This window comes from Aureimonas glaciei (genome assembly GCF_014643375.1).
Lineage (GTDB): Bacteria > Pseudomonadota > Alphaproteobacteria > Rhizobiales > Rhizobiaceae > Plantimonas > Plantimonas glaciei.
Map to the genome: position 1 here is coordinate 111,416 of NZ_BMJJ01000006.1, position 17,593 is coordinate 129,008.

The window sequence follows — 17,593 nt, forward strand, 5'->3', positions numbered from 1 at the left end:
CCCTTTCAGTCCCGCAGGCGCCGGGTGTTGGCCACGAGATCCGGCCAGGCCGGCCTGCCGAGCGCGAAGCGGCCCCGCACATAGGCGGCGAGGTCGGCGATCTGGCCGTCGCTCAGGTTGCCGGCGAGGCCCGGCATGCCCGCATGGGACCCGTCCCTGGGCGCCGCAATGCCGCCGAGGACGGTGTGCAGGAAATTGTCGGGCCGGTCGGCATGGACCTTGGTGCTGAGCGCGAGCGCCGTGCCGGCGTTGAGGAGCACGCCCTTTGCCTCCGGCCTGTGGCAGGCCGCGCAGGCGCCGTCGAAGAGCCGCGCGCCGGCACTGGTGGCAGGCCGGGCGCCGGCTTCGCTCGCCGCCACGAGGCGCGCCGCCGTCGCTCCGGCATCTTCAAAGGCGGATTGCCGGGCCGCAGGCGTCGCGGCCTCGGGCAACGAACCGGGAGGGGACGCAAGATAGGTCGCCATCGCGCGAATGTCCTCGTCCGGCAGGGCGGCGAGGCCGTCGATGACGGGCGCCATCGGCCCCGCGGCGATGCCGTGGTTCTCGCTCCGGCCGGTGCGCAGATAGGCGAAAAGTGCGTCCTCGCTCCATGGCATCGGACCGCTGGCATGGGCCCCGAGGCCTGGCGCGTTCCAGCCGTCGACCGTGCTGCCGGCGAAGCGCATTGCGCCCTGCACCTCGGCACCGAAGGCATTGCGCGGCGAATGGCAGGCCGAGCAGTGGCCAGGGCCCTCGACGAGATAGGCGCCGCGGTTCCAGGCCGCGCTCCTGTCAGGGCTGGGCTTGAAGGGCGCGGGATCGTGGAACAGGGCGTTCCACACGGCCATGGCCGGGCGGATGCTGAAGGGGAAGGCGAGCCGCGTCTCCGGCACTGCGGCGCGTACCGGCGCCTGCGCCATGAGGTAGGCGTAGAGCGCCTCGAGGTCGATGTCGGTCATCCCTGCGAAGGCGGTATAGGGGAAGGCCGGGTAGAGGTGGCGGCCGTCGCGGCTGATGCCCTCGCGCATTGCCCGGGCGAAGGCGGGATAGGGCCAGGCGCCGATGCCGGTCTCGGTGTCCGGCGTGATGTTCGTGCTCATCACCGTGCCAAAGGGCGTTTCCAGACCGCGACCGCCGGCGTTGACCGCGCCGTCCTCCGCCGTGTGGCAGACCGCGCAGTCGCCGACCTCCGCCAGCACCCGGCCGCGCTCCAGCGTCTCGGCCGAATAGAGCGAGGCGCCGCGCGGCGCGATCGGCGCGATCTCCGCGCGCCAGGGAATGGCGAGGGCGGCGGTGCCGATGGAGGCGGCGAGCGCGGCGCCGAGGGGCGCGAGCATCCGCCAGGGTCGCGCCTTCGCGGGCGTCGGCAGAGGCGGCGGGAGCGATGCCGGTGGCCGCGGCAGGGCGACGCCCTCGAGTCCCGCCTTGATGCGCTCCGGCGTGAAAGGCACCTCGCGAAAGCGCACGCCGGTGGCGTCGAAGATGGCGTTGGCGATGGCCGCCGCGGAGGGCACCGAGGCGGATTCGCCAGCGCCGAGCGGCGGCTGGTCGGGCCGGTGCAGCATCAGCGCGTCGATGGCGGGGACGTCGGGAAAGGCGATCAGGGGATAGGCGCCCCATTCTCGCGTGGTCACCCCGGTCGCGCCGAAATTTACCGTCTCCTGCATCACGCGGCTGATCGACTGGATGACGTTGCCGTGGATCTGGTGGCGGACTCCATCGGGGTTGATCATCTGGCCGGAATCCTGGCCGACGGTGATGCGCTCCAGCACGACCTCGCCGGTCGCGGGATCGACGGCGACGTCGGCAACCCAGGCGGACTGCGCCGCCGCCGTGCCGGGAAAGGTGCCGTGCACATAAGTCGCCTGGGCGAACCCCTGGCCGCGCAGGATGCCGCCGTCGCGGATCTTTTGCGGCACGGTCCGCGGCACCCAGCCGGCGCGCTCGGCCGTCGCCCGCACGAGCTCGGCGGCGCGCGGATCGCCGAGATGGCGAAGGCGGAAAGCGACCGGGTCGACGCCGGCCTCGGTCGCCAACTCGTCGATGTAGGATTCGTGCGCAAAGCAGTTCGGCATGGCCGAGACGCCGCGCATCCACGAGGCCCGCACGATCGGCGCCATGTCGTGCACGGTCACCCGCGCCGCCTCGTAGTGATAGGGCGGGATCGCCGTACGGTCGCCCATGTCGGAGGGCTGCGGCAGCGGCGGCACCACGCCGGTGAGGAGAAGCGCCAGGTTCGGTCCGCGATTGGAGGGATAGCGGCTCTGGAAATCGTAGGCGGCCAGACTCCCGCCGGGACCGAGGCCACCGTCGACCTCCATCAGCTGCGCCGCGCCTTTCGGCTCCCAGGCGTGCTCCTGCTCGCGCGTCAGCTGCACGCGCACCGGTCGCCCGACTGCGCGAGAAAGGAGCGCGGCGTCGCAGCCGACGTCGTCGGCGCAGTTGCGGCCGTAGCAGCCCGCCGCCTCGTGCCGGCGGATGTCGATCTGGCCGGCTGGCAGGTCGAGCAGGCGGGAAAGGTCAGCGCGCAGCATGTGCGGGTTCTGGGTGCCGGACCACAGCACCAGGCGATCGCCCGAATAGTCCGCGACCGAGCAGGACGGGCCGATCGAAGCGTGCATGTGGTAGGGCCAGACATAGGTCCGCTGCAGCCGCGTCTCGGCGGACGCCAGCGCCGCGTCCACATCGCCGCGGTCGAGCAGCGTCCGCGCGGTGCTCGGATGGGCGCGCAGCGCTTCGGCGATGTCCGTGAGGTCGGGCAGAGGCGGCACGGGGTGCCAGCGGACGACGATGGCGTTCATCGCCGCCTCCGCTTCCTCCTCCCGCTCGGCGACAACGCCGACGAAATCTCCCTCGCTCACCACGGCGACGATGCCCGGCAGATGCGCGATCGATTCCGCCTCGACGGCGATCAGGCTCCGGCCGATGAAGTCGCCGCTGTCGCGGCCGGCATAGGGCGGTCGGACGACGCGGCCATGCAGCATGCCGGGCACCCTGACGTCGTGAACATAGGTGAAGTCGCCGAGGGCCTTGGCGGGAATGTCGAGACGCGGCAGCGAGCGGCCGACGAGGCGGTAGGCGGAGGCCGGTTTCAGGTGCCGATCGTCGGGCACCAGCCGCAGCCGGACGGTCTCGCCGGCGACGAGTTCGCCAAAGCCGATCCGCTCGTTGCTGGCCGCATCGGTGAAGAACAGTCCGTCCTCCAGACGCAGCGTCTCGGGCGCCACGCCGAGCCGGACGGCAGCCATCTCGGCCAGATGGTGCCGGGCCTGCGCGGCGGCGCGGCGCAGCGGCACGGCCGCCACCTGGATCGTCTCGCTGGCGATCGTCGGTCCCTGGTCGGGCGTCCGCTCGGTGTCGCCGAGCACCATCGCGACCCGCTCGGGCCCCACGTCCAGCTCTTCGGCGACGATCTGGGTGAGGGCGGTGCGGATGCCCGTGCCGAGGTCGACATGGCCGTTGAAGGCGACGATCGCGCCATCCGCGCCGATCGACAGGAAGATCTCTTCATGCGTTCCGACGGTCGGCGAGACGATCGCGAGCGAGCCGGCGTCGGTCGCGGTTCCCGCCAGGTCTGCCACCGCGTCCCGATCCATCAGCGCCCGGGCTCTCGTGGGGGCGCGCCCGTCAGGTCGGCGACGGCGGCGAGGATCTCGACATGCGTGCCGCAGCGGCAGAGGTTGTAGCGCAGCGCCTCGCGGGCGTCCGCCTCGCTCGGGTGCGGGTTGCGTCGGAGGAGGGCCGTGACGGTCATGATCATGCCATTCAGGCAATAGCCGCACTGCGCCGCCTGGTGGTCGATGAAGGCCTGCTGCACCGCGCCCGGGCGACCGGCGACGGCGAGCCCTTCCAACGTGACGACGGAACGACGCTCGGCGATCCGCACCGGCAGGGCGCAGGCGCGGGCTTCCATGCCGTCGACGAGCACGGTGCAGGCGCCGCACTGGCCGAGGCCGCAGCCGAATTTCGGCCCGTTCAGATGGAGATCGTTGCGCAGGACATGCAGAAGCGCGGTGTCGGGCGGCACGGTGACGACGTGGTCTCTGCCGTTGACGTGAAGCGTGATCGGCCGCGCGACCTTGGACGCCATCTCCGCCTCACACCGCCAGGTACTGGTCGCGGAGGCCGGCGTCGGCGTCGAGATCGGCGATGGTCCCGGAAAAGCGGATGCGTCCCTTTTCAAGGATATAGGCACGGTTGCTGATCAATCGCGCGAAGTGCAGGTTCTGCTCGGACAGAAGAATGGCGAGACCCTCCCGCTTCATCGCCAGGATCGCGTCGGCCATCTGCTCGATGATTTTCGGCGCCAGGCCCTCGGAGGGCTCGTCGAGGAGGATGACGGAGGGATTGCCCATCAGGGTCCGGGCGATGGTCAGCATCTGCTGCTCGCCGCCGCTCATCTCGCCACCGCGCCGCCGCCGCATCTCGGCAAGATTGGGGAACAGCGTATAGAGCCGCTCCGGCGTCCAGGCGGCGGCGCCCTCGCGGGTCTTCTGCGTGCCGACCATCAGGTTCTCCTCCACCGTCAGGTCGCGAAAAATGCGCCGGTCCTCCGGCACATAGCCGAGGCCGCGGCGGGCGATGGCATAGGTCGGGAGCGCCGTGATGAGCGCGCCGTCGAACCGGATCTCGCCTTCGCGCCGGACGGTGAGCCCCATCAGGGCGCGAAACGTCGTTGACTTGCCGGCGCCGTTGCGCCCGAGCAGAGCGACGACCTCGCCGGGATGGAGCTCGAAGGCGACGTCGAAGAGGATCTGCGCCGGGCCGTAGAAGGCGTTCAGCGCAGCGACGGAGAGCCTGGTCTGTCCGGTCATGCGGGCACCGTTCTCTCGCCGCTGTCGTAGACGCGGCCGTCGCCGAGATAGACGGCGCGGACTTTGGGATCGCGCCGCACGCTTTCCGGACTGCCCTCGGCGATGAGCCGGCCGCGGTCGAGCACCATCATCCGGTCGGCATGGGAGAAAACCACGTCCATGTCGTGCTCGGTGAACAGGACGCCGATGCCGCGCTCCTTGGCGATGCGGGCCGTCAGCGCCATCAGCGCGACCCGCTCCAGCGGCGCCATGCCGGCCGCCGGCTCGTCCATCAAGAGCAGTTTCGGGCCGGCGGCCAGAGCGATGCCGAGCTCCAGCTTCTTGACGTCGCCATAGGCCATGTCGGCGCATGGGCGCTCGGCCATGTCCGCCATGCCGATCAGCTCGAGCACCGCGTCCGCGGCGGCAACATGCCGTTTGCCGGCGGCGCCCCAAAGTCCGGCCAGTCCGGTATCCCCCGTCATCAGCACCGCCTGGACGTTCTCGCGCACCGTCATCGAGGAAAAAACCTCGGCGATCTGGAAGGTGCGGCCGACGCCGAGGCGAAACACCTGGCGCGGCGACAGGCCTTTGGTGTCGCGGCCGCCGATGCGGATGCGGCCGGTGTCGGCGGGGATCTGGCCGTTGACCATGTTGAAGCAGGTGCTCTTGCCGGCGCCGTTCGGGCCGATCAGCGCCAGCATTTCGCCGGCATGAAGCGAAAAGCAGACATCGACCACCGCGTGCACGCCGCCATAGGATTTCGACAGGTGCTCGACCTCGAGCAGCAGGGCGCCGGTCATGGCTGCGTCTCCGCTGTCACGAGGCGGCCTGTCGTGGCACCCCGCCGGGCGCGCCAGGCCTCGACGGGCCGCATCCCGGCGATCGTGCCGACGATCCCCTGCGGGAAGGCGACCACGAGGAAGACGATGAGGCCGCCGAGAACGAGGCGCGACAGGTCGGTCTGGCTGACCAGCCAGATCGAGGCCAGCGTGTAGACAAGCGCCCCGACGACCGCACCGGAAACGGTGGCGACGCCGCCGAGCAGCACCATCACCAGCGCGTCGATCGAGAAGGGGATCGACAGGACATCGGGAAAGACGCTGCCCTTCAGGAAGGCGAAGAGCGCGCCGGCGAGGCCCGCCAGCGTGCCCGAGATCGCGAAGGCGGCGTATTGCGTGCCGCGCCGGTCGATGCCGATGGCTTCCGCGCGCGTCGGGGAGTCGCGCAGGGCGCGCAGGCGATAGCCGAAGGGCGAGAAGGTGAGGCGGCGCAGCACGACGACCGAGACCGTCGCCGCGGCCAGCGCCAGCCAGTAGAAGGCCTCGGGTCCGGACGCCCATTCCGCCGGCCAGACCCCGAGAATGCCGTTGTCGCCGCCGGTGACGTCGACCCACTGGAAGGCGACCGACCAGGCGATCTGGGCGAAGGCGAGCGTCAGCATGGCGAAGTAGACGCCGGACAGGCGCACGCAGAACCAGCCGAAGACGAGCGCGCCGGCGAGGCCCATCAGCGGGCCGGCCACGAGCGCCAGTTCCATCGGCAGCCCCAGCCATTGCACGCCGAGCGCCGCACCATAGGCGCCGAGGCCGAAATAGGCGGCATGGCCGAAGGAGTCGAGGCCGCCGGTCGACATCATGAACTGCAGGCTGGCGGCGAAGATGACGGCGATCAGCATCTGCGCGCCGACGCCGAGGCCGTAGGTGCCGAGCACCAGCGGCATCAGCGCCGCGATCACGAGCAGCGCCAGGCCTGCCGCCTGCAGGGTCGGCGACAGCGGACGCCAGGGCCGGCTGACGGCGCCGGCCGGGCGGCGGTCCGGCTTGGTCGGGCGGCCGAGAAAGCCCCAGGGCCGCACCACGAGCACCGCGGCCATCACCAGGAACATCAGCACCAGCGAGATGCCGGGGAAGACGAGGATGCCGAAGGCGTTGAGCTCGGAGATCAGGATGGCGGCGAGGAAGGCGCCGGTGATCGAGCCGAGGCCGCCGATGACCACGACGACGAAGACCTCGACAATGATGGTGAGATCCATCAGATGGGTGACGGCGGTGCGCGGGATCTGCAGCCCGCCGCCGAAGGCGGCGAGGAAGACGCCGAGGGTGAAGACGCCGGTGAACAGCCATTTCTGGTTCACGCCGAGCGCGGCGACCATGTCGCGATCCTGCGTCGCCGCGCGCACCAGAACGCCCCAGCGGGTGCGGTGCATCAGCAGCCAGAGACCGGCGAGGACCAGCGGGCCGAGAGCGATGAGCAGGAGATCGTAGGTCGGCACCGGCAGGCCCATCACCTCGACGGCGCCGGCAAGGCCGGGCGCACGCGGGCCGAGAAGGTCCTGCGGGCCCCAGACGAGAATGACGAGATCCTCGACCATCAGCGTCACGCCGAAGGTGGCGAGCAGCTGGAAAAGCTCGGGCGCCTTGTAGATGCGCCGCAGCAGCGTCATTTCGAGCAGCGTGCCCAGCAACGCGACGAAGCCGGCTGCCAGGACGATCGCGCCCCAGAAGCCGATGGCGCCGTCCAGACGCGTCGTCAGGCTGTAGGCGACATAGGCGCCGAGCATGTAGAAGGCGCCGTGCGCGAAGTTGACGATGCGGGTGACGCCGAAGATCAGCGACAGGCCGGAAGCCGCCAGGAAGAGCGAGGCCGCATTGGCCAGGCCCGTCAGAAACTGAACCACGATGAAGGCCATCAGCCGATCCCCGGAACGAGCATGAGGGGGCCGGGCTTAAGGCCCGGCGCCGGGATCAATCCTGCGGCCGCAGCTTTTTCACTTCCTCGTCGGACGGCAGGTAGTCGGCGCCGTCGCGATAGCCGAAGTTCTCCATCACGCCCTTGCCGTCCTTGACCGCGGTGGTGCCGACGAAGGCGCCGAGCGTCGACTGGTGATCGATGGCGCGCATCTCGATCGGCCCGAAAGGCGAGTCGACCGTGATGCCTTCGGCCGCGGCCACCAGATCGTCGGCCTCGGTCGTCTCGGCCTTTTTCAGGATGGCGGCGATCATCATCATCTCGGCATAGCCGACGACCGAGCCGAGGCGCGGATAATCGTCGAACTTCGCCTGATAGGCCTTCACGAAGGCATCATGGGCGGGCGTCTCGATGGCGTACCAGGGATAGCCGGTGACGATCCAGCCGACCGGCGCCTCGCCCTTCATCGGGTCGAGATATTCCGGCTCGCCGGTGAGGAAGCTGACGACGGAGACGTCCTTGAACAGGCCGCGCGTCGTGCCCTCGCGCACCAGCTGGACGAGATCGGCGCCGAAGGTGACGTTGAGAATGGCCTCGGGCTTGGCCGAAGCGATCGCCTGGGAGACGGCGCCCGCATCGATCTTGCCCTGCGGCGGCCACTGCTCCGTGACGAACTCGACGTCCGGCCGGGCCTTCTGCAGGAGCTGCTTGAAGATAGCGACGGCGGACTGGCCGTATTCGTAGTTCGGCGCGATCGTCGCCCAGCGCTTGGCCGGGAGTTTCGCCGCCTCTTCGGCGAGCATGGCCGCCTGCATGTAGTTCGAGGGGCGCAGGCGGAAGGTGTACTTGTTGCCCTGGCTCCAGGTGATGGCGTCCGTCAGCGGCTCGCCGGCGAGGTAGAAGACCTTCTTCTGCTTGGCGAAGTCGGAGATGGCGAGGCCGAGATTGGAGAAGAAGCCGCCAGTCAGGAGCACGACGCCGTCGCGCGAGACCAGCTCGTTGGCCGCACTGATCGCACCGCCCGGCTTGCCGCCATCGTCCTTGGAAATGACGACGAGATCGTCGCCCTTGATGCCGCCCGAGGCATTGATCTCCTCGACCGCCAGCTGCCAGCCCTTGCGGTAGGGTTCGGTGAACGCGGGCAGGGCGGAATAGCTGTTGATCTCGCCGACCTTGATCTCGGCCGAGACCGCAGCGGGCGCGGTCGCGCCGAGCGTCGCGGCGGCGAGGACGAGGCCCGTGGCCACGCCAGCGAGAAGCTTCGACAGGGAAAACGTCTTCGACATAGGTGCCCTCATCTGCGCGGTGGTGCCCGACGGGTCGGACGTTCGGATCGGTCGATGGCTGCCCGTACCATTAGTATACGAATGACGCCGTGCCTCTCGTCAAGCCACTTTCTGACCTCGCCTATTTATTGTTCAGTGCAGCATGGCGTCGGCCATATTTTGCAGTGCGGCAATTCTCTGCTGGTGGCATCCGGGCGATTTCCGCCTAGCGCAGGCGGGCGAGAAGACGCAGAAGCCGCTCGCGTTCGGCGCCGGTGAGGGGCGCGAGCGTGGCTTCCGTCACGCGCGCAGCGTTCGGCAGGTGGTGCCTGAACAAAGCACTGCCCTCCGGCGACATCGAGATCAGCAATTGCCGCCGATCGTCGGGGTCGGGGCGGCGGGCGAGGAGGCCGCGCTCGAAAAGGCGCTGGACCACGCCCTTGATGGTCGCCACGTCCATCGCGGTGTAGCGCCCGAGCAGGTTCTGCGAACACTCGCCGATTTCGCCGAGCTTGGCGAGCACGGCCCACTGCGTCGGCGTGAGATCGCCGCCGAACAGTTCGGCAAAGAGGATGGAATGGCGCTGCTGCACCTGGCGAAGGACGAAGCCGATCTGCGCGTCGAGGGCGTAGTCGTCGCTCTCGCTGGCCGGTCCGGGTTTGACGTCCAATCGATTCTCCATGCCGCAGTCTATGCCGAGAGAGCGGGCGCGCGACAGGGGGCGTCGCGCGACCTGCGGCGGCGTCGCAGCGGGATGCCGGCGAAACCTTGCGATCCCCGCCGGCCGTACGATGGCGTCGACCGGAGGGGCGAAAGCGGGCCGCGGCAGGCCCGCCACACGTCGGCAAGCGGTCCCGCGGCTCGGCGGGAAAAGCCGCCGAGAACATCGCGATTGCCAGTCCCGATCATTTGTGTACCAATAACCGAAGCGCCCTCCCGAAGCGGGCGGCGCGCCGGACGACGGGCCGACAGAGGCAGGGGAGAAGACCATGGCGCATGACGTTCAGCCGACGGCGGCGGCCGACCAGAAGCTCGTGATCCGCAACATCGGCCTGCTGCTGTCCGGCGACATCCACCAGCCGATCCTCGACGCCGACACCATCGTTTCCGTCGGCGGCCGCATCACCGCCATCGGCAAGGCCGCCGACCTCGATCTCGAGAAAGCCGACAGCGTCATCGACGCGAACGGCACGGTGGTCACCCCCGGCCTCGTCGACAGCCACGTGCACCCGGTCTCCGGCGACTGGACGCCGCGACAGAGCCAGCTGAACTGGATCAACTCCTCCCTCCACGGCGGCGTGACGACGATGATCTCGGCCGGCGAGGTCCACACCCCTGGCCGGCCGCGCGACATCGTCGGCCTGAAGGCGATGGCGATCTATGCCCAGCGCATCTTCACCGGCTACCGGCCGAGCGGCGTCAAGGTCCTGGCCGGTGCGCCGGTGGTCGAGCCCGGCATGGTCGAGGCCGATTTCAAGGAAATGGCCGATGCCGGCGTGCGGCTTCTCGGCGAGGTCGGGCTCGGCGGCGTCAAGGACGGCGCGACGGGGCGCCAGATGGTGGCATGGGCGCGCAAGCACGGCTTCAACTCGACCATCCACACCGGCGGCCCGTCGATCCCCGGCTCCGGCCTGATCGATGCCGATGTTGTGCTGGAGGTCGATCCCGACGTCATCGGCCACGTCAATGGCGGCCACACGGCGCTGCCGGACAAGGAGATCCGCTGCATCTGCGAGGGTTGCAAGCGCGGCCTCGAACTCGTCCACAACGGCAACGAACGCGCCGCGCTCTATACGCTTCGGATCGCCAGCGAGATGGGGGAATTGAACCGCGTCATGCTCGGCACCGACGGGCCGGCCGGCTCGGGCGTGCAGCCGCTCGGCATCATCCGGATGATCTCGATGCTGTCCTCGCTCGGCGACGTCAAGGCCGAGACCGCCTTCTGCTTCGCCACCGGCAACACCGCCCGCATCCGCGCCCTCGATACGGCGATGATCGAGGTCGGCCGCGCCGCCGACTTCGTCTTCATGGACCGGGCGCAGCATTCGGCCGGGCGCGATTTCCTGCATTCGATCGAGCTCGGCGACCTGCCGGGCATCGGCATGACCGTCATCGACGGCATCGTCCGCTCCACCCGCAGCCGCAACACGCCGCCGGCGGAGAAGCTGCCGAGCGTGGTGGCGGGGTAAGGCCTGTCAAACTTGGCGCTGGATACCCCCCTCTGCCCTGCCGGGCATCTCCCCCTCAAGGGGGGAGATCGGCTGTGCCGTTGACGGTGTCCGCACGCGCTCGGACGTTGCCGAACAAGCAGAGACATCAAGGCGCCTGATCTCCCCCCTTGAGGGGGAGATGCCGGCAGGCAGAGGGGGGGGATACCGCCCGCAGCCCTCCCACACCCTCAGCGCAGGCCGTCCTCGCCCTTGATTTCCCCGTGCTGCAGGCCGCCGACGCGTGGCAGCGGACGGCCGCCGTCGGTGACGACGATGGCGACCATGATCTCGTCCGCGCGCGGCGCGTCGGCAATCCTGATCTCCATGCCGTCGAAATGACTGCGCACATAGGCCGCATCCTTGTGGCCGAGTGGCACGTCGAGCGTGCCGCCGACGCCGCAGCGCTTCTTCGACGAAGGCACCAGGGCGGCGCCGCCGCCGAGCGCGGCGCGCACCGGCGCGCCCATCTTCGGGTGCAAGATGGCCGCGGCATGTTCCAGCTCGCCGTTCTCGCCGACGGCCGCGGCCTTGCCATAGCTCTGGACGAGGGTACCGTCGATGCCGAGAGCGGCGACGGCGCGAGCCGTCAGGAGGGCGCCAAGTTCCTCGCCGATGTCGATCAGCGGCGTGAGGTCCTCGGCATAGGTGGACGCGAAGGGATTGGCGATGACCGCGATGGCGGCCGCGCGCCGCTGGGGTGGATCGACGGGCCGGCCCATTTCGGTCGCGACTTCCTCGGTGATTGTCACGATCTTGCGGATCTTTGCGCTCATCGCAGTCCGTCCTCGCCTTTGATCTCGGAAGCCTTCAGCCCGCCGGTGCGGGCGTGGATGCGCGCGCCCGTGGTCATCACCAGGACGAAAACGATCTCGTCGGCGCGGGGCCCGTCGGACAGGCCGACTTCCATCGCGTCGAAATGGCTGCGCACGTACGAGGCGTTGATGTGGGTGATCGGCACGTCGAGCCGCGTGCCGGGGCCGCCGACCTTCTTGGCCGAGGGCACGATCGCCCGGGCCTCGCCGAGGAGTTCGCGCATGGCGTAGCCGCCGGGCGCATGCCAGAGCGCGCCGTGCTCCAGCTCGCCGCCGGCGCCGATGATGGCGCCCTTGCCATAGCCCTCGATCGCCTGCGGGTCGTTGCCGAGGGCAGCGAGCAGGGTGCGTGCCATTTCCAGACCGAAGGGCTTCAGGTCGTCCATGAAGGGCATGAGATCCTCGACATAGCGGCCGGCATAGGGATTCTGCAGCACCGCCAGCACCGCGCCGCGGCGCAGAGGCTTCTCCTGCGGCGGGCCGCCCTCGTGAAAGATCTCCTCGACGACGAGGATGCGCTTGCGCATCAGGATGTCCGGCATGTCTGTTCTCCCTCAGGCGGCGATGATGGCGTGGCGGCCGGTGACGAGCGTCTGGCCGGCAAGATGAAGGGCGGCGGCCTGGATCAGGCCGGCGCCGACAAGGCGCTCGGCCCTGTCCAGTCCCCGGCCCAAGGCCCGGTCGATCTCGTCCGGGGCCAGCGGGCCGACGGCGCGCGTCACCAGGCGCTCCCCGAGATCGCTGTCCGGCTGCAGGTCCGCGGCCGGAACCCGAGTGATCGCGGCATGGCCCGGCAGGTCGACGGCGTTGGCGACGATCGTCGCCGCGGCATCGGCCTCGGCGGCGGTCCGCGCCAGGATCGTCACGGCGTCGGCGATCCCGAGTGAGAAGCTGCGGCCGCCGCGGCCGCTGGTGGCGATGCCGCGGACGGGATCGCTTGCGGCGATCTCGCAGCGCCCGAACAAAGACGGGCGCTCGCTCCGGCCGACGAGGCCGGCGGCGAGCCGCTGGCCAAGCCCCAGATGCAGCGCGATGTCGCCGCCATTGTTGACATAGGCGCGGTCGAGCGGCGCGGCTTCGACCATGGCGGCGAGGATCGCGTCGGCCACGGCGCCGGCGACGGCGGCCATCGGCGTGATGAAGTCTTCCACCGCATAGAGCGCGACGGCGTCGTGCATGCGCCGCCCGACGGGATCGGCGGGCGGGGCGCTTCCCGGACTGACCGGCGCCCGCAGCAGTGGCAGCTCCTGGCACAGCGCGTCGAGCAGGCCGTCGAGCCTTTGCGCCGCCGCTCGATAGGCCGCGCCGACAGCCTCCGAAGCGCCAAAGGCCTCGACGATCAGGTCGATCGGCCCGTCCTGCAGGTGCAGACGGCGACCGTCGGCCAGAAGCGCCACCTGGGGTCCGCGCCGCATGGCGGTCGGCGCCGTCAGCTCAGGCGCCTGCCCGCGGGGCCGCGGGCGAAGGGCCAGGGGTTCTCCGCGTGCGGCGCGACCTGCCGGCGCCCGGTGTCTCCGAGCGAGGCGAGCGGGCGGACATGGTCCATATGGCCGCCGAGCGCTTCGTAGTCATCAAGGCGCAGGGTGAACTCGATCGGCGCGACAAGGGCCGGCGTCGGCACGTAGCCGAAGGCATTGGCGGGCAGGCGTGTGACATCGACCATGAAGGTGATGCCGCCGCCCGGCCAGAGATAGACCGGCGCGCCGCCCGAGGTGACCTTCGTCAGCGCCTCTTTGACCGAGCGGGTGAGGCGGACCGGGTTGTCGGTCACCCCCGCCCGGAGCGAGCCGCCGGCGCCGCCGACGAAAAGCACGGTGCACATTGCCGGCTCGCAGTTCTCGGCGATCTTGTCGACCGCCCCGACGAGATCGGCGGGCATTTCCTTCGCCACCGGCACGAGGCTCTCGTCGAGCTCGTAATAGCCGGAATGCTCGCCCGTGGTCGATACCATCAGCAGCCGCAGGCCTGGAAAGGCCGTCTTCGGATCGAAGGGACCGAGGATGTCGAGGGGATCGGAGATATTCGTGCCGCCCCAGCCGGTGCCGGGCTCGGCCACCTGGAAATAGCGGCCGGGAGTCGAGCGGCGTCCCTTCAGCCTTATGCCGGTCGGCGGGATGTCGAGGAGCTTGCCGGCCTGGTGCTCGGAGAGGACGCCGGTGATGTGGTCGTCGACGACCACCACCTCGTCGACCTTGCCCAGCCATTGCCGGGCGAAAATGCCGATCGTCGCCGAGCCGCAGCCGACGCGCATCCGCTGCTCCGTCGTGCCGTTGACGATCGGCGGCTGGCCGGCCTGGACCACCAGCGTCGCGCCGCCGTCGACCTGCATTTCGACGGCTGCGCCGTTGCAGAGGTCGAGCAGCGCCTGGCAGGCGACGCGGCCTTCCTTCTTGGAGCCGCCGGTGAGGTGGTGCACGCCGCCGAGCGAGAGCATCTGCGAGCCGTACTCGCCCGTGGTGACGTGGCCGACGACCTCGCCCTCGACGCGGACAGCATTCGTCTCCGGGCCGACGAAGCGGTCTGTATCGATCTTCACCTTGACGCCGCAATAGCTGAAGATGCCTTCGGTGACGACGGTGACCATGTCGACGCCGTCGACCTCGGACGAGACGATGAAGGGTGCCGGCTTGTAGTCGGGATAGGTCGTGCCGGCGCCGATGGCGGTGACGAAGCGCTGCGGCGGCAGGATCGTGCCGTCCCAGTCGGCGGGCTGGCTGAAGGGCACGAGTTCGCCGTCCCTCGAGACGGTGCGCTCGAGCAGAATGTGCGGATCGACTCGGATCAATTCGCCCGCCAAATTGGCGTAGCGGTCACAGGCGCCGGTCATGCCCAGCTTGATGATGCACATCACCGGGCAGGCGTCGCAGCGGACTTTTGCCTCGCCGAGCTGGGTGCCGGATTGCTCTTCCAGGGACATCGATCGCACCCGCCGCCGCATCTTCCATGACGTTTGTATGCTAACAATACGCCGGACCCGGGCGCTGTCAACTCGGCATGGCCGTCCAGCCTTTGAGCGGTCCCGGACACCGGCAGGCAGCGCGCGGCCGGGCGGAACCCTTCAGGGCGTCCTGATCCGGACGAAATAGTCGTCATGGCCGACCTGGCCGCCCTTCAGTGCGATCTCGATGCCGTCGAAGGCGGCGTCGTCGCTGTACGCGGTGGTCAGCGGCGAGCCGGGGGTCTGCGGGAACGGCTGGCGCACCGTCAGGGCGAAGATGCCGAGCTCGCGCAGCGCATGGCTGGACGTATCGCCGCCGGCGATCACCACCCGCTTCAGCCCGGCCGAGCGAACCATCCGCGCCTGCAGGCGGCCGAGGCCGCGGCCGATCGCATGGCGGGCGCCGTCGATGCCGTCGAGCGCGGAACCCAGATCGCTCTCCGGCCCCATCGCGGTGTGGATGATGACGCTGCGGCCCGCCGCGAGTTCCCGCTCGGCCGCCACCGTGACGGTATCGACGGCAGCGCTGTCTCCGGTCAAAAACGCCCGCGGGTCGAGCGGGAGGACGCAGAAACCTTCAGCCTCCGCGTGACGGATCTGCCGCTCGGTGGTCGGCGAGCAGCTGCCGGAGACGACGACGAGGCGGTCGACGGCGCCGAGCGGCGCGAAGTCGGCCGTGCCGGCAATTCGCCCGGCGGCGGCCCATTCGGCGGCGAGGGCGTATTCGACGCCGGACGAGCCGACGACGAAACGGCTGCCGCGCTCGCCGAGGCGGCGCAGCTGGCGTCCGGCCGCCGCTTGCGTGGCGGCGTCGAGGACGTCGAGGAAGATCGCGTCCGGCAAGTCCGCCAGCAGCGCGTCGACGGCGGCATCGCCCTGGCCGATCGCGAGAGCGGCGCAGTCGACCAGGCCGATTTCCAGCGACGTCTGCAAAGCGAGGTGGCGGCGGAGATCGGCCTCGGCCATCGGCGTCACCGGGTGATGCGCCATCACCGGATGGCGGTCGATGCGAAAGACCTCGCCGCGATAGGCGGCAAACAGCGTGCCGAAGGCGGTGTAACGTTTCAGCTGCGGGCCGCCGACGAGGATCGGCACCGGGGCATGGTCGAAGATCGCCCGGCCGATCTCCATCGCCCGGCCGATGCTGCCGATGCCGGGGCTGGAATCGAAGGTCGAACAGACCTTGTAGTGGCAGAACTCGGCGTCCTCGCTCTTCAGCCAGCCCAGCACCGGGGTGAGGTGCGCGTCCATCCAGGCCGGTGTCTCGCTGCGGCTGGTGCCGGCGATGCCGAGCGCGCGCACGCCGGGAAAGCGGGCCCGCTGAGCGGCCGTCGGGATGTCGGCGAAGAGCACGGTCGGCACGCCCTTCAGCGATAGCGCCTCCATCACGTCAGTCGAGCCGGTGAGATCGTCGCCGTAGTAGCTGAGCAGCAGCCGTTCCCGGTCGTCGTCGGTGGCGGACGCGGCGGCCCCGGTTTCAACGGCCATCACGCGCTCTCCCCGGCGCCGCCGAACTTTTCGATCGACCGGGCAAGCTCCGGATGGTCTTTGGCATAGACGGCGAGGTCGATGCCGGCCACCGCCGCCTCCCAGGCCTGGCGGACGGCGCGCACCCCCGCCGCCGGCCCGTCGGGATGGCTGACGACGCCGCCGCCGCAGAGATACAGGAGGTCCAGGGATCCGCCGGTGGCCGCAAAAGTGTCCGGCGCCTGGCCGCCCCACTGGCCCGAGCAGACCACGGGCAGCGGCCGGTCGGCGGGCGAGAACAAGGGCCGCTGCAGCGCCTGGAAGGAGCGCACGAAGGATTCGTCCGGCTCCCAGTATTTTGCGCGAATGCCGTTGATCTGGAACTGGTCGACGCCGAGGAGGCGCCACAGTGTCTCGTAGACGGAAAAATCCATGCCGAGCGCCGCGTGCCGGGTGAGGATGTCCCAGCCGTTGCGGTGGGCGTGCAGCGCGAGGCGCGAGCGCTTGCGCAGGAAGGACATGCCGCCGAAGCCGACGGAGTTGATGTTGACGACCGCGGCAGTGCCGCCGGCGTCCGCGACGATGTCGTGGTTGCGCAGCATCACCTCGGGGTCGGCGGCGGAGATGCCGAAGGCGTACATCACCTTCCGCCCCGTCCGCTGCTCGGCGTCGAGGACGATCGGCATGATCGCGGCGACGCGGTCGGCAAGGCTGGAATAGGCCGGGCTCATCAGCTTCTCGTCGTCCTTGATGAAATCGACGCCGGCCTCGACGAGGCCGCGCACAATTTCGGCGGTCTCGTGCGGCCGAAGCCCCAGCGCCGGCTTGACGATCGAGCCGATGATCGGACGGCCGTACACGCCGGTGAGGCGCCGGCTGCCCGCGATGCCGAACTGCGGGCCGGGATGGGCGTCCTTGAAGGCGTCGGGCAGCTTCAGCCCGGTGACCCGCACGCCGCTGAACTCGCGGATGGAATAGACGCCGGAGATGGCGATGGTCATCAGCGCCGCCAGATCAGTACCGATGGCCTCCAGCGGAAAGGCGATGTCTGCCTCTGCGCGGTTGAACAGCGCCGCATGGGCGAGGCCGGGATGGTCGCGGCCGAAGCCGGGCTCGGCGACCGGGGAGAGTTGCCGGACATCCAGGACGCGCGCCGCCACCCGCGCCTTCAGCTCGGGCGTCTCGCCCGGCAGGTCGACGAAGGTCCCGGTCGACTGGTCGCTGGCGATCTTGGCGGCAAGGCGTTTGGGATCACCCGGTGTCTCGATGCGATAGGTAACGACGATGGTGTCTGACATCAGGACGATCTCGGCTGGTTGCGGCGGTCGCGGTGCAAAGACCGCAACGGTGAAGGGCTTCGCCAGCCCCGCCACCGGAAGGGCGGGAGCCCGATCATCCTCCGATCGAAAGCGTCGGGCTGGTATGATGACGAGAGCAG

General features: G+C 69.8%; 14 protein-coding genes. 1 reads left to right on the forward strand and 13 read right to left on the reverse strand.

Features of this window, described 5'->3' with window-relative positions; all coding sequences use genetic code 11:
* Positions 1 to 5: 5 nt before the first annotated feature.
* From IEX88_RS13640 to IEX88_RS13670, 7 genes are all read right to left on the reverse strand, one after another.
* Positions 6 to 3,575: a molybdopterin cofactor-binding domain-containing protein gene (locus tag IEX88_RS13640; protein WP_188851528.1), complete on the reverse strand. Its 3,570-nt coding sequence runs from the start codon at positions 3,573 to 3,575 to the stop codon at positions 6 to 8.
* Positions 3,575 to 4,069 carry a (2Fe-2S)-binding protein gene (locus IEX88_RS13645; protein ID WP_188851530.1) on the reverse strand — a complete coding sequence of 165 codons (495 nt, stop codon included), beginning with the start codon at positions 4,067 to 4,069 and terminating at the stop codon, positions 3,575 to 3,577. The genes IEX88_RS13640 and IEX88_RS13645 overlap by 1 nt, the downstream gene beginning before the upstream one ends.
* A gap of 7 nt (positions 4,070 to 4,076) precedes the next feature.
* Positions 4,077 to 4,793, reverse strand: coding sequence for an ABC transporter ATP-binding protein (locus IEX88_RS13650; protein ID WP_188851532.1), 717 nt, complete (start codon positions 4,791 to 4,793; stop codon positions 4,077 to 4,079).
* Complete coding sequence (locus tag IEX88_RS13655) at positions 4,790 to 5,575, reverse strand: ABC transporter ATP-binding protein (RefSeq protein ID WP_188851534.1); 786 nt, start codon at positions 5,573 to 5,575, stop codon at positions 4,790 to 4,792. The genes IEX88_RS13650 and IEX88_RS13655 overlap by 4 nt, the downstream gene beginning before the upstream one ends.
* Positions 5,572 to 7,464, reverse strand: a complete 1,893-nt coding sequence (locus IEX88_RS13660; protein WP_188851536.1) for an ABC transporter permease — start codon at positions 7,462 to 7,464, stop codon at positions 5,572 to 5,574. Before IEX88_RS13660 ends, IEX88_RS13655 begins: the two co-directional genes overlap by 4 nt.
* 55 nt (positions 7,465 to 7,519) lie before the next feature.
* Entirely contained in the window at positions 7,520 to 8,749 is a 1,230-nt protein-coding gene (locus IEX88_RS13665; protein ID WP_188851538.1) for an ABC transporter substrate-binding protein, read from the reverse strand.
* A 205-nt stretch (positions 8,750 to 8,954) separates the two neighbouring features.
* On the reverse strand, positions 8,955 to 9,410 hold the full coding sequence (locus IEX88_RS13670) for a MarR family winged helix-turn-helix transcriptional regulator (protein ID WP_188851540.1): 456 nt from the start codon (positions 9,408 to 9,410) through the stop codon (positions 8,955 to 8,957).
* Between the two features lie 307 nt (positions 9,411 to 9,717).
* On the opposite strand from IEX88_RS13670, the gene IEX88_RS13675 reads away from it, so the two are divergent.
* Positions 9,718 to 10,917, forward strand: a complete 1,200-nt coding sequence (locus IEX88_RS13675) for an amidohydrolase family protein (RefSeq protein WP_188851549.1) — start codon at positions 9,718 to 9,720, stop codon at positions 10,915 to 10,917.
* 209 nt (positions 10,918 to 11,126) lie between these two features.
* Here IEX88_RS13675 and IEX88_RS13680 read toward each other — a convergent pair whose 3' ends face one another.
* The 6 genes from IEX88_RS13680 to oiaX all read right to left on the reverse strand — a co-directional run bounded on the left by IEX88_RS13680 (position 11,127) and on the right by oiaX (position 17,453).
* The gene (locus tag IEX88_RS13680) at positions 11,127 to 11,711 is read right to left on the reverse strand and encodes an amino acid synthesis family protein (RefSeq protein ID WP_188851552.1); all 585 of its coding nucleotides are present in this window, start codon (positions 11,709 to 11,711) and stop codon (positions 11,127 to 11,129) included.
* Positions 11,708 to 12,292 (reverse strand): amino acid synthesis family protein, encoded by a 585-nt coding sequence (locus IEX88_RS13685; RefSeq protein ID WP_188851554.1) that lies wholly within the window; start codon positions 12,290 to 12,292, stop codon positions 11,708 to 11,710. Before IEX88_RS13685 ends, IEX88_RS13680 begins: the two co-directional genes overlap by 4 nt.
* A gap of 12 nt (positions 12,293 to 12,304) precedes the next feature.
* A complete protein-coding gene (locus IEX88_RS13690) occupies positions 12,305 to 13,165 on the reverse strand; it encodes a UPF0280 family protein (RefSeq protein WP_188851556.1) in 861 nt (286 codons plus the stop codon).
* Positions 13,166 to 13,179: 14 nt separating this feature from the next.
* On the reverse strand, positions 13,180 to 14,667 hold the full coding sequence (locus tag IEX88_RS13695; RefSeq protein WP_188851558.1) for a 6-hydroxynicotinate reductase: 1,488 nt from the start codon (positions 14,665 to 14,667) through the stop codon (positions 13,180 to 13,182).
* A gap of 141 nt (positions 14,668 to 14,808) precedes the next feature.
* Complete coding sequence (locus IEX88_RS13700) at positions 14,809 to 16,176, reverse strand: four-carbon acid sugar kinase family protein (protein ID WP_188851560.1); 1,368 nt, start codon at positions 16,174 to 16,176, stop codon at positions 14,809 to 14,811.
* Entirely contained in the window at positions 16,176 to 17,453 is a 1,278-nt protein-coding gene (gene oiaX / locus IEX88_RS13705) for a 3-oxo-isoapionate-4-phosphate decarboxylase OiaX (RefSeq protein ID WP_188851562.1), read from the reverse strand. The genes IEX88_RS13700 and oiaX overlap by 1 nt, the downstream gene beginning before the upstream one ends.
* Positions 17,454 to 17,593 lie beyond the last annotated feature (140 nt).

Coding starts and splice junctions, on each gene's coding strand:
- IEX88_RS13640 (WP_188851528.1), bottom strand. CDS start 3,575: ATGGATCGGGACGCGGTGGCAGACCTGGCGGGAACCGCGACCGACGCC.
- IEX88_RS13645 (WP_188851530.1), bottom strand. CDS start 4,069: ATGGCGTCCAAGGTCGCGCGGCCGATCACGCTTCACGTCAACGGCAGA.
- IEX88_RS13650 (WP_188851532.1), bottom strand. CDS start 4,793: ATGACCGGACAGACCAGGCTCTCCGTCGCTGCGCTGAACGCCTTCTAC.
- IEX88_RS13655 (WP_188851534.1), bottom strand. CDS start 5,575: ATGACCGGCGCCCTGCTGCTCGAGGTCGAGCACCTGTCGAAATCCTAT.
- IEX88_RS13660 (WP_188851536.1), bottom strand. CDS start 7,464: ATGGCCTTCATCGTGGTTCAGTTTCTGACGGGCCTGGCCAATGCGGCC.
- IEX88_RS13665 (WP_188851538.1), bottom strand. CDS start 8,749: ATGTCGAAGACGTTTTCCCTGTCGAAGCTTCTCGCTGGCGTGGCCACG.
- IEX88_RS13670 (WP_188851540.1), bottom strand. CDS start 9,410: ATGGAGAATCGATTGGACGTCAAACCCGGACCGGCCAGCGAGAGCGAC.
- IEX88_RS13675 (WP_188851549.1), top strand. CDS start 9,718: ATGGCGCATGACGTTCAGCCGACGGCGGCGGCCGACCAGAAGCTCGTG.
- IEX88_RS13680 (WP_188851552.1), bottom strand. CDS start 11,711: ATGAGCGCAAAGATCCGCAAGATCGTGACAATCACCGAGGAAGTCGCG.
- IEX88_RS13685 (WP_188851554.1), bottom strand. CDS start 12,292: ATGCCGGACATCCTGATGCGCAAGCGCATCCTCGTCGTCGAGGAGATC.
- IEX88_RS13690 (WP_188851556.1), bottom strand. CDS start 13,165: ATGCGGCGCGGACCCCAGGTGGCGCTTCTGGCCGACGGTCGCCGTCTG.
- IEX88_RS13695 (WP_188851558.1), bottom strand. CDS start 14,667: ATGTCCCTGGAAGAGCAATCCGGCACCCAGCTCGGCGAGGCAAAAGTC.
- IEX88_RS13700 (WP_188851560.1), bottom strand. CDS start 16,176: ATGGCCGTTGAAACCGGGGCCGCCGCGTCCGCCACCGACGACGACCGG.
- oiaX (WP_188851562.1), bottom strand. CDS start 17,453: ATGTCAGACACCATCGTCGTTACCTATCGCATCGAGACACCGGGTGAT.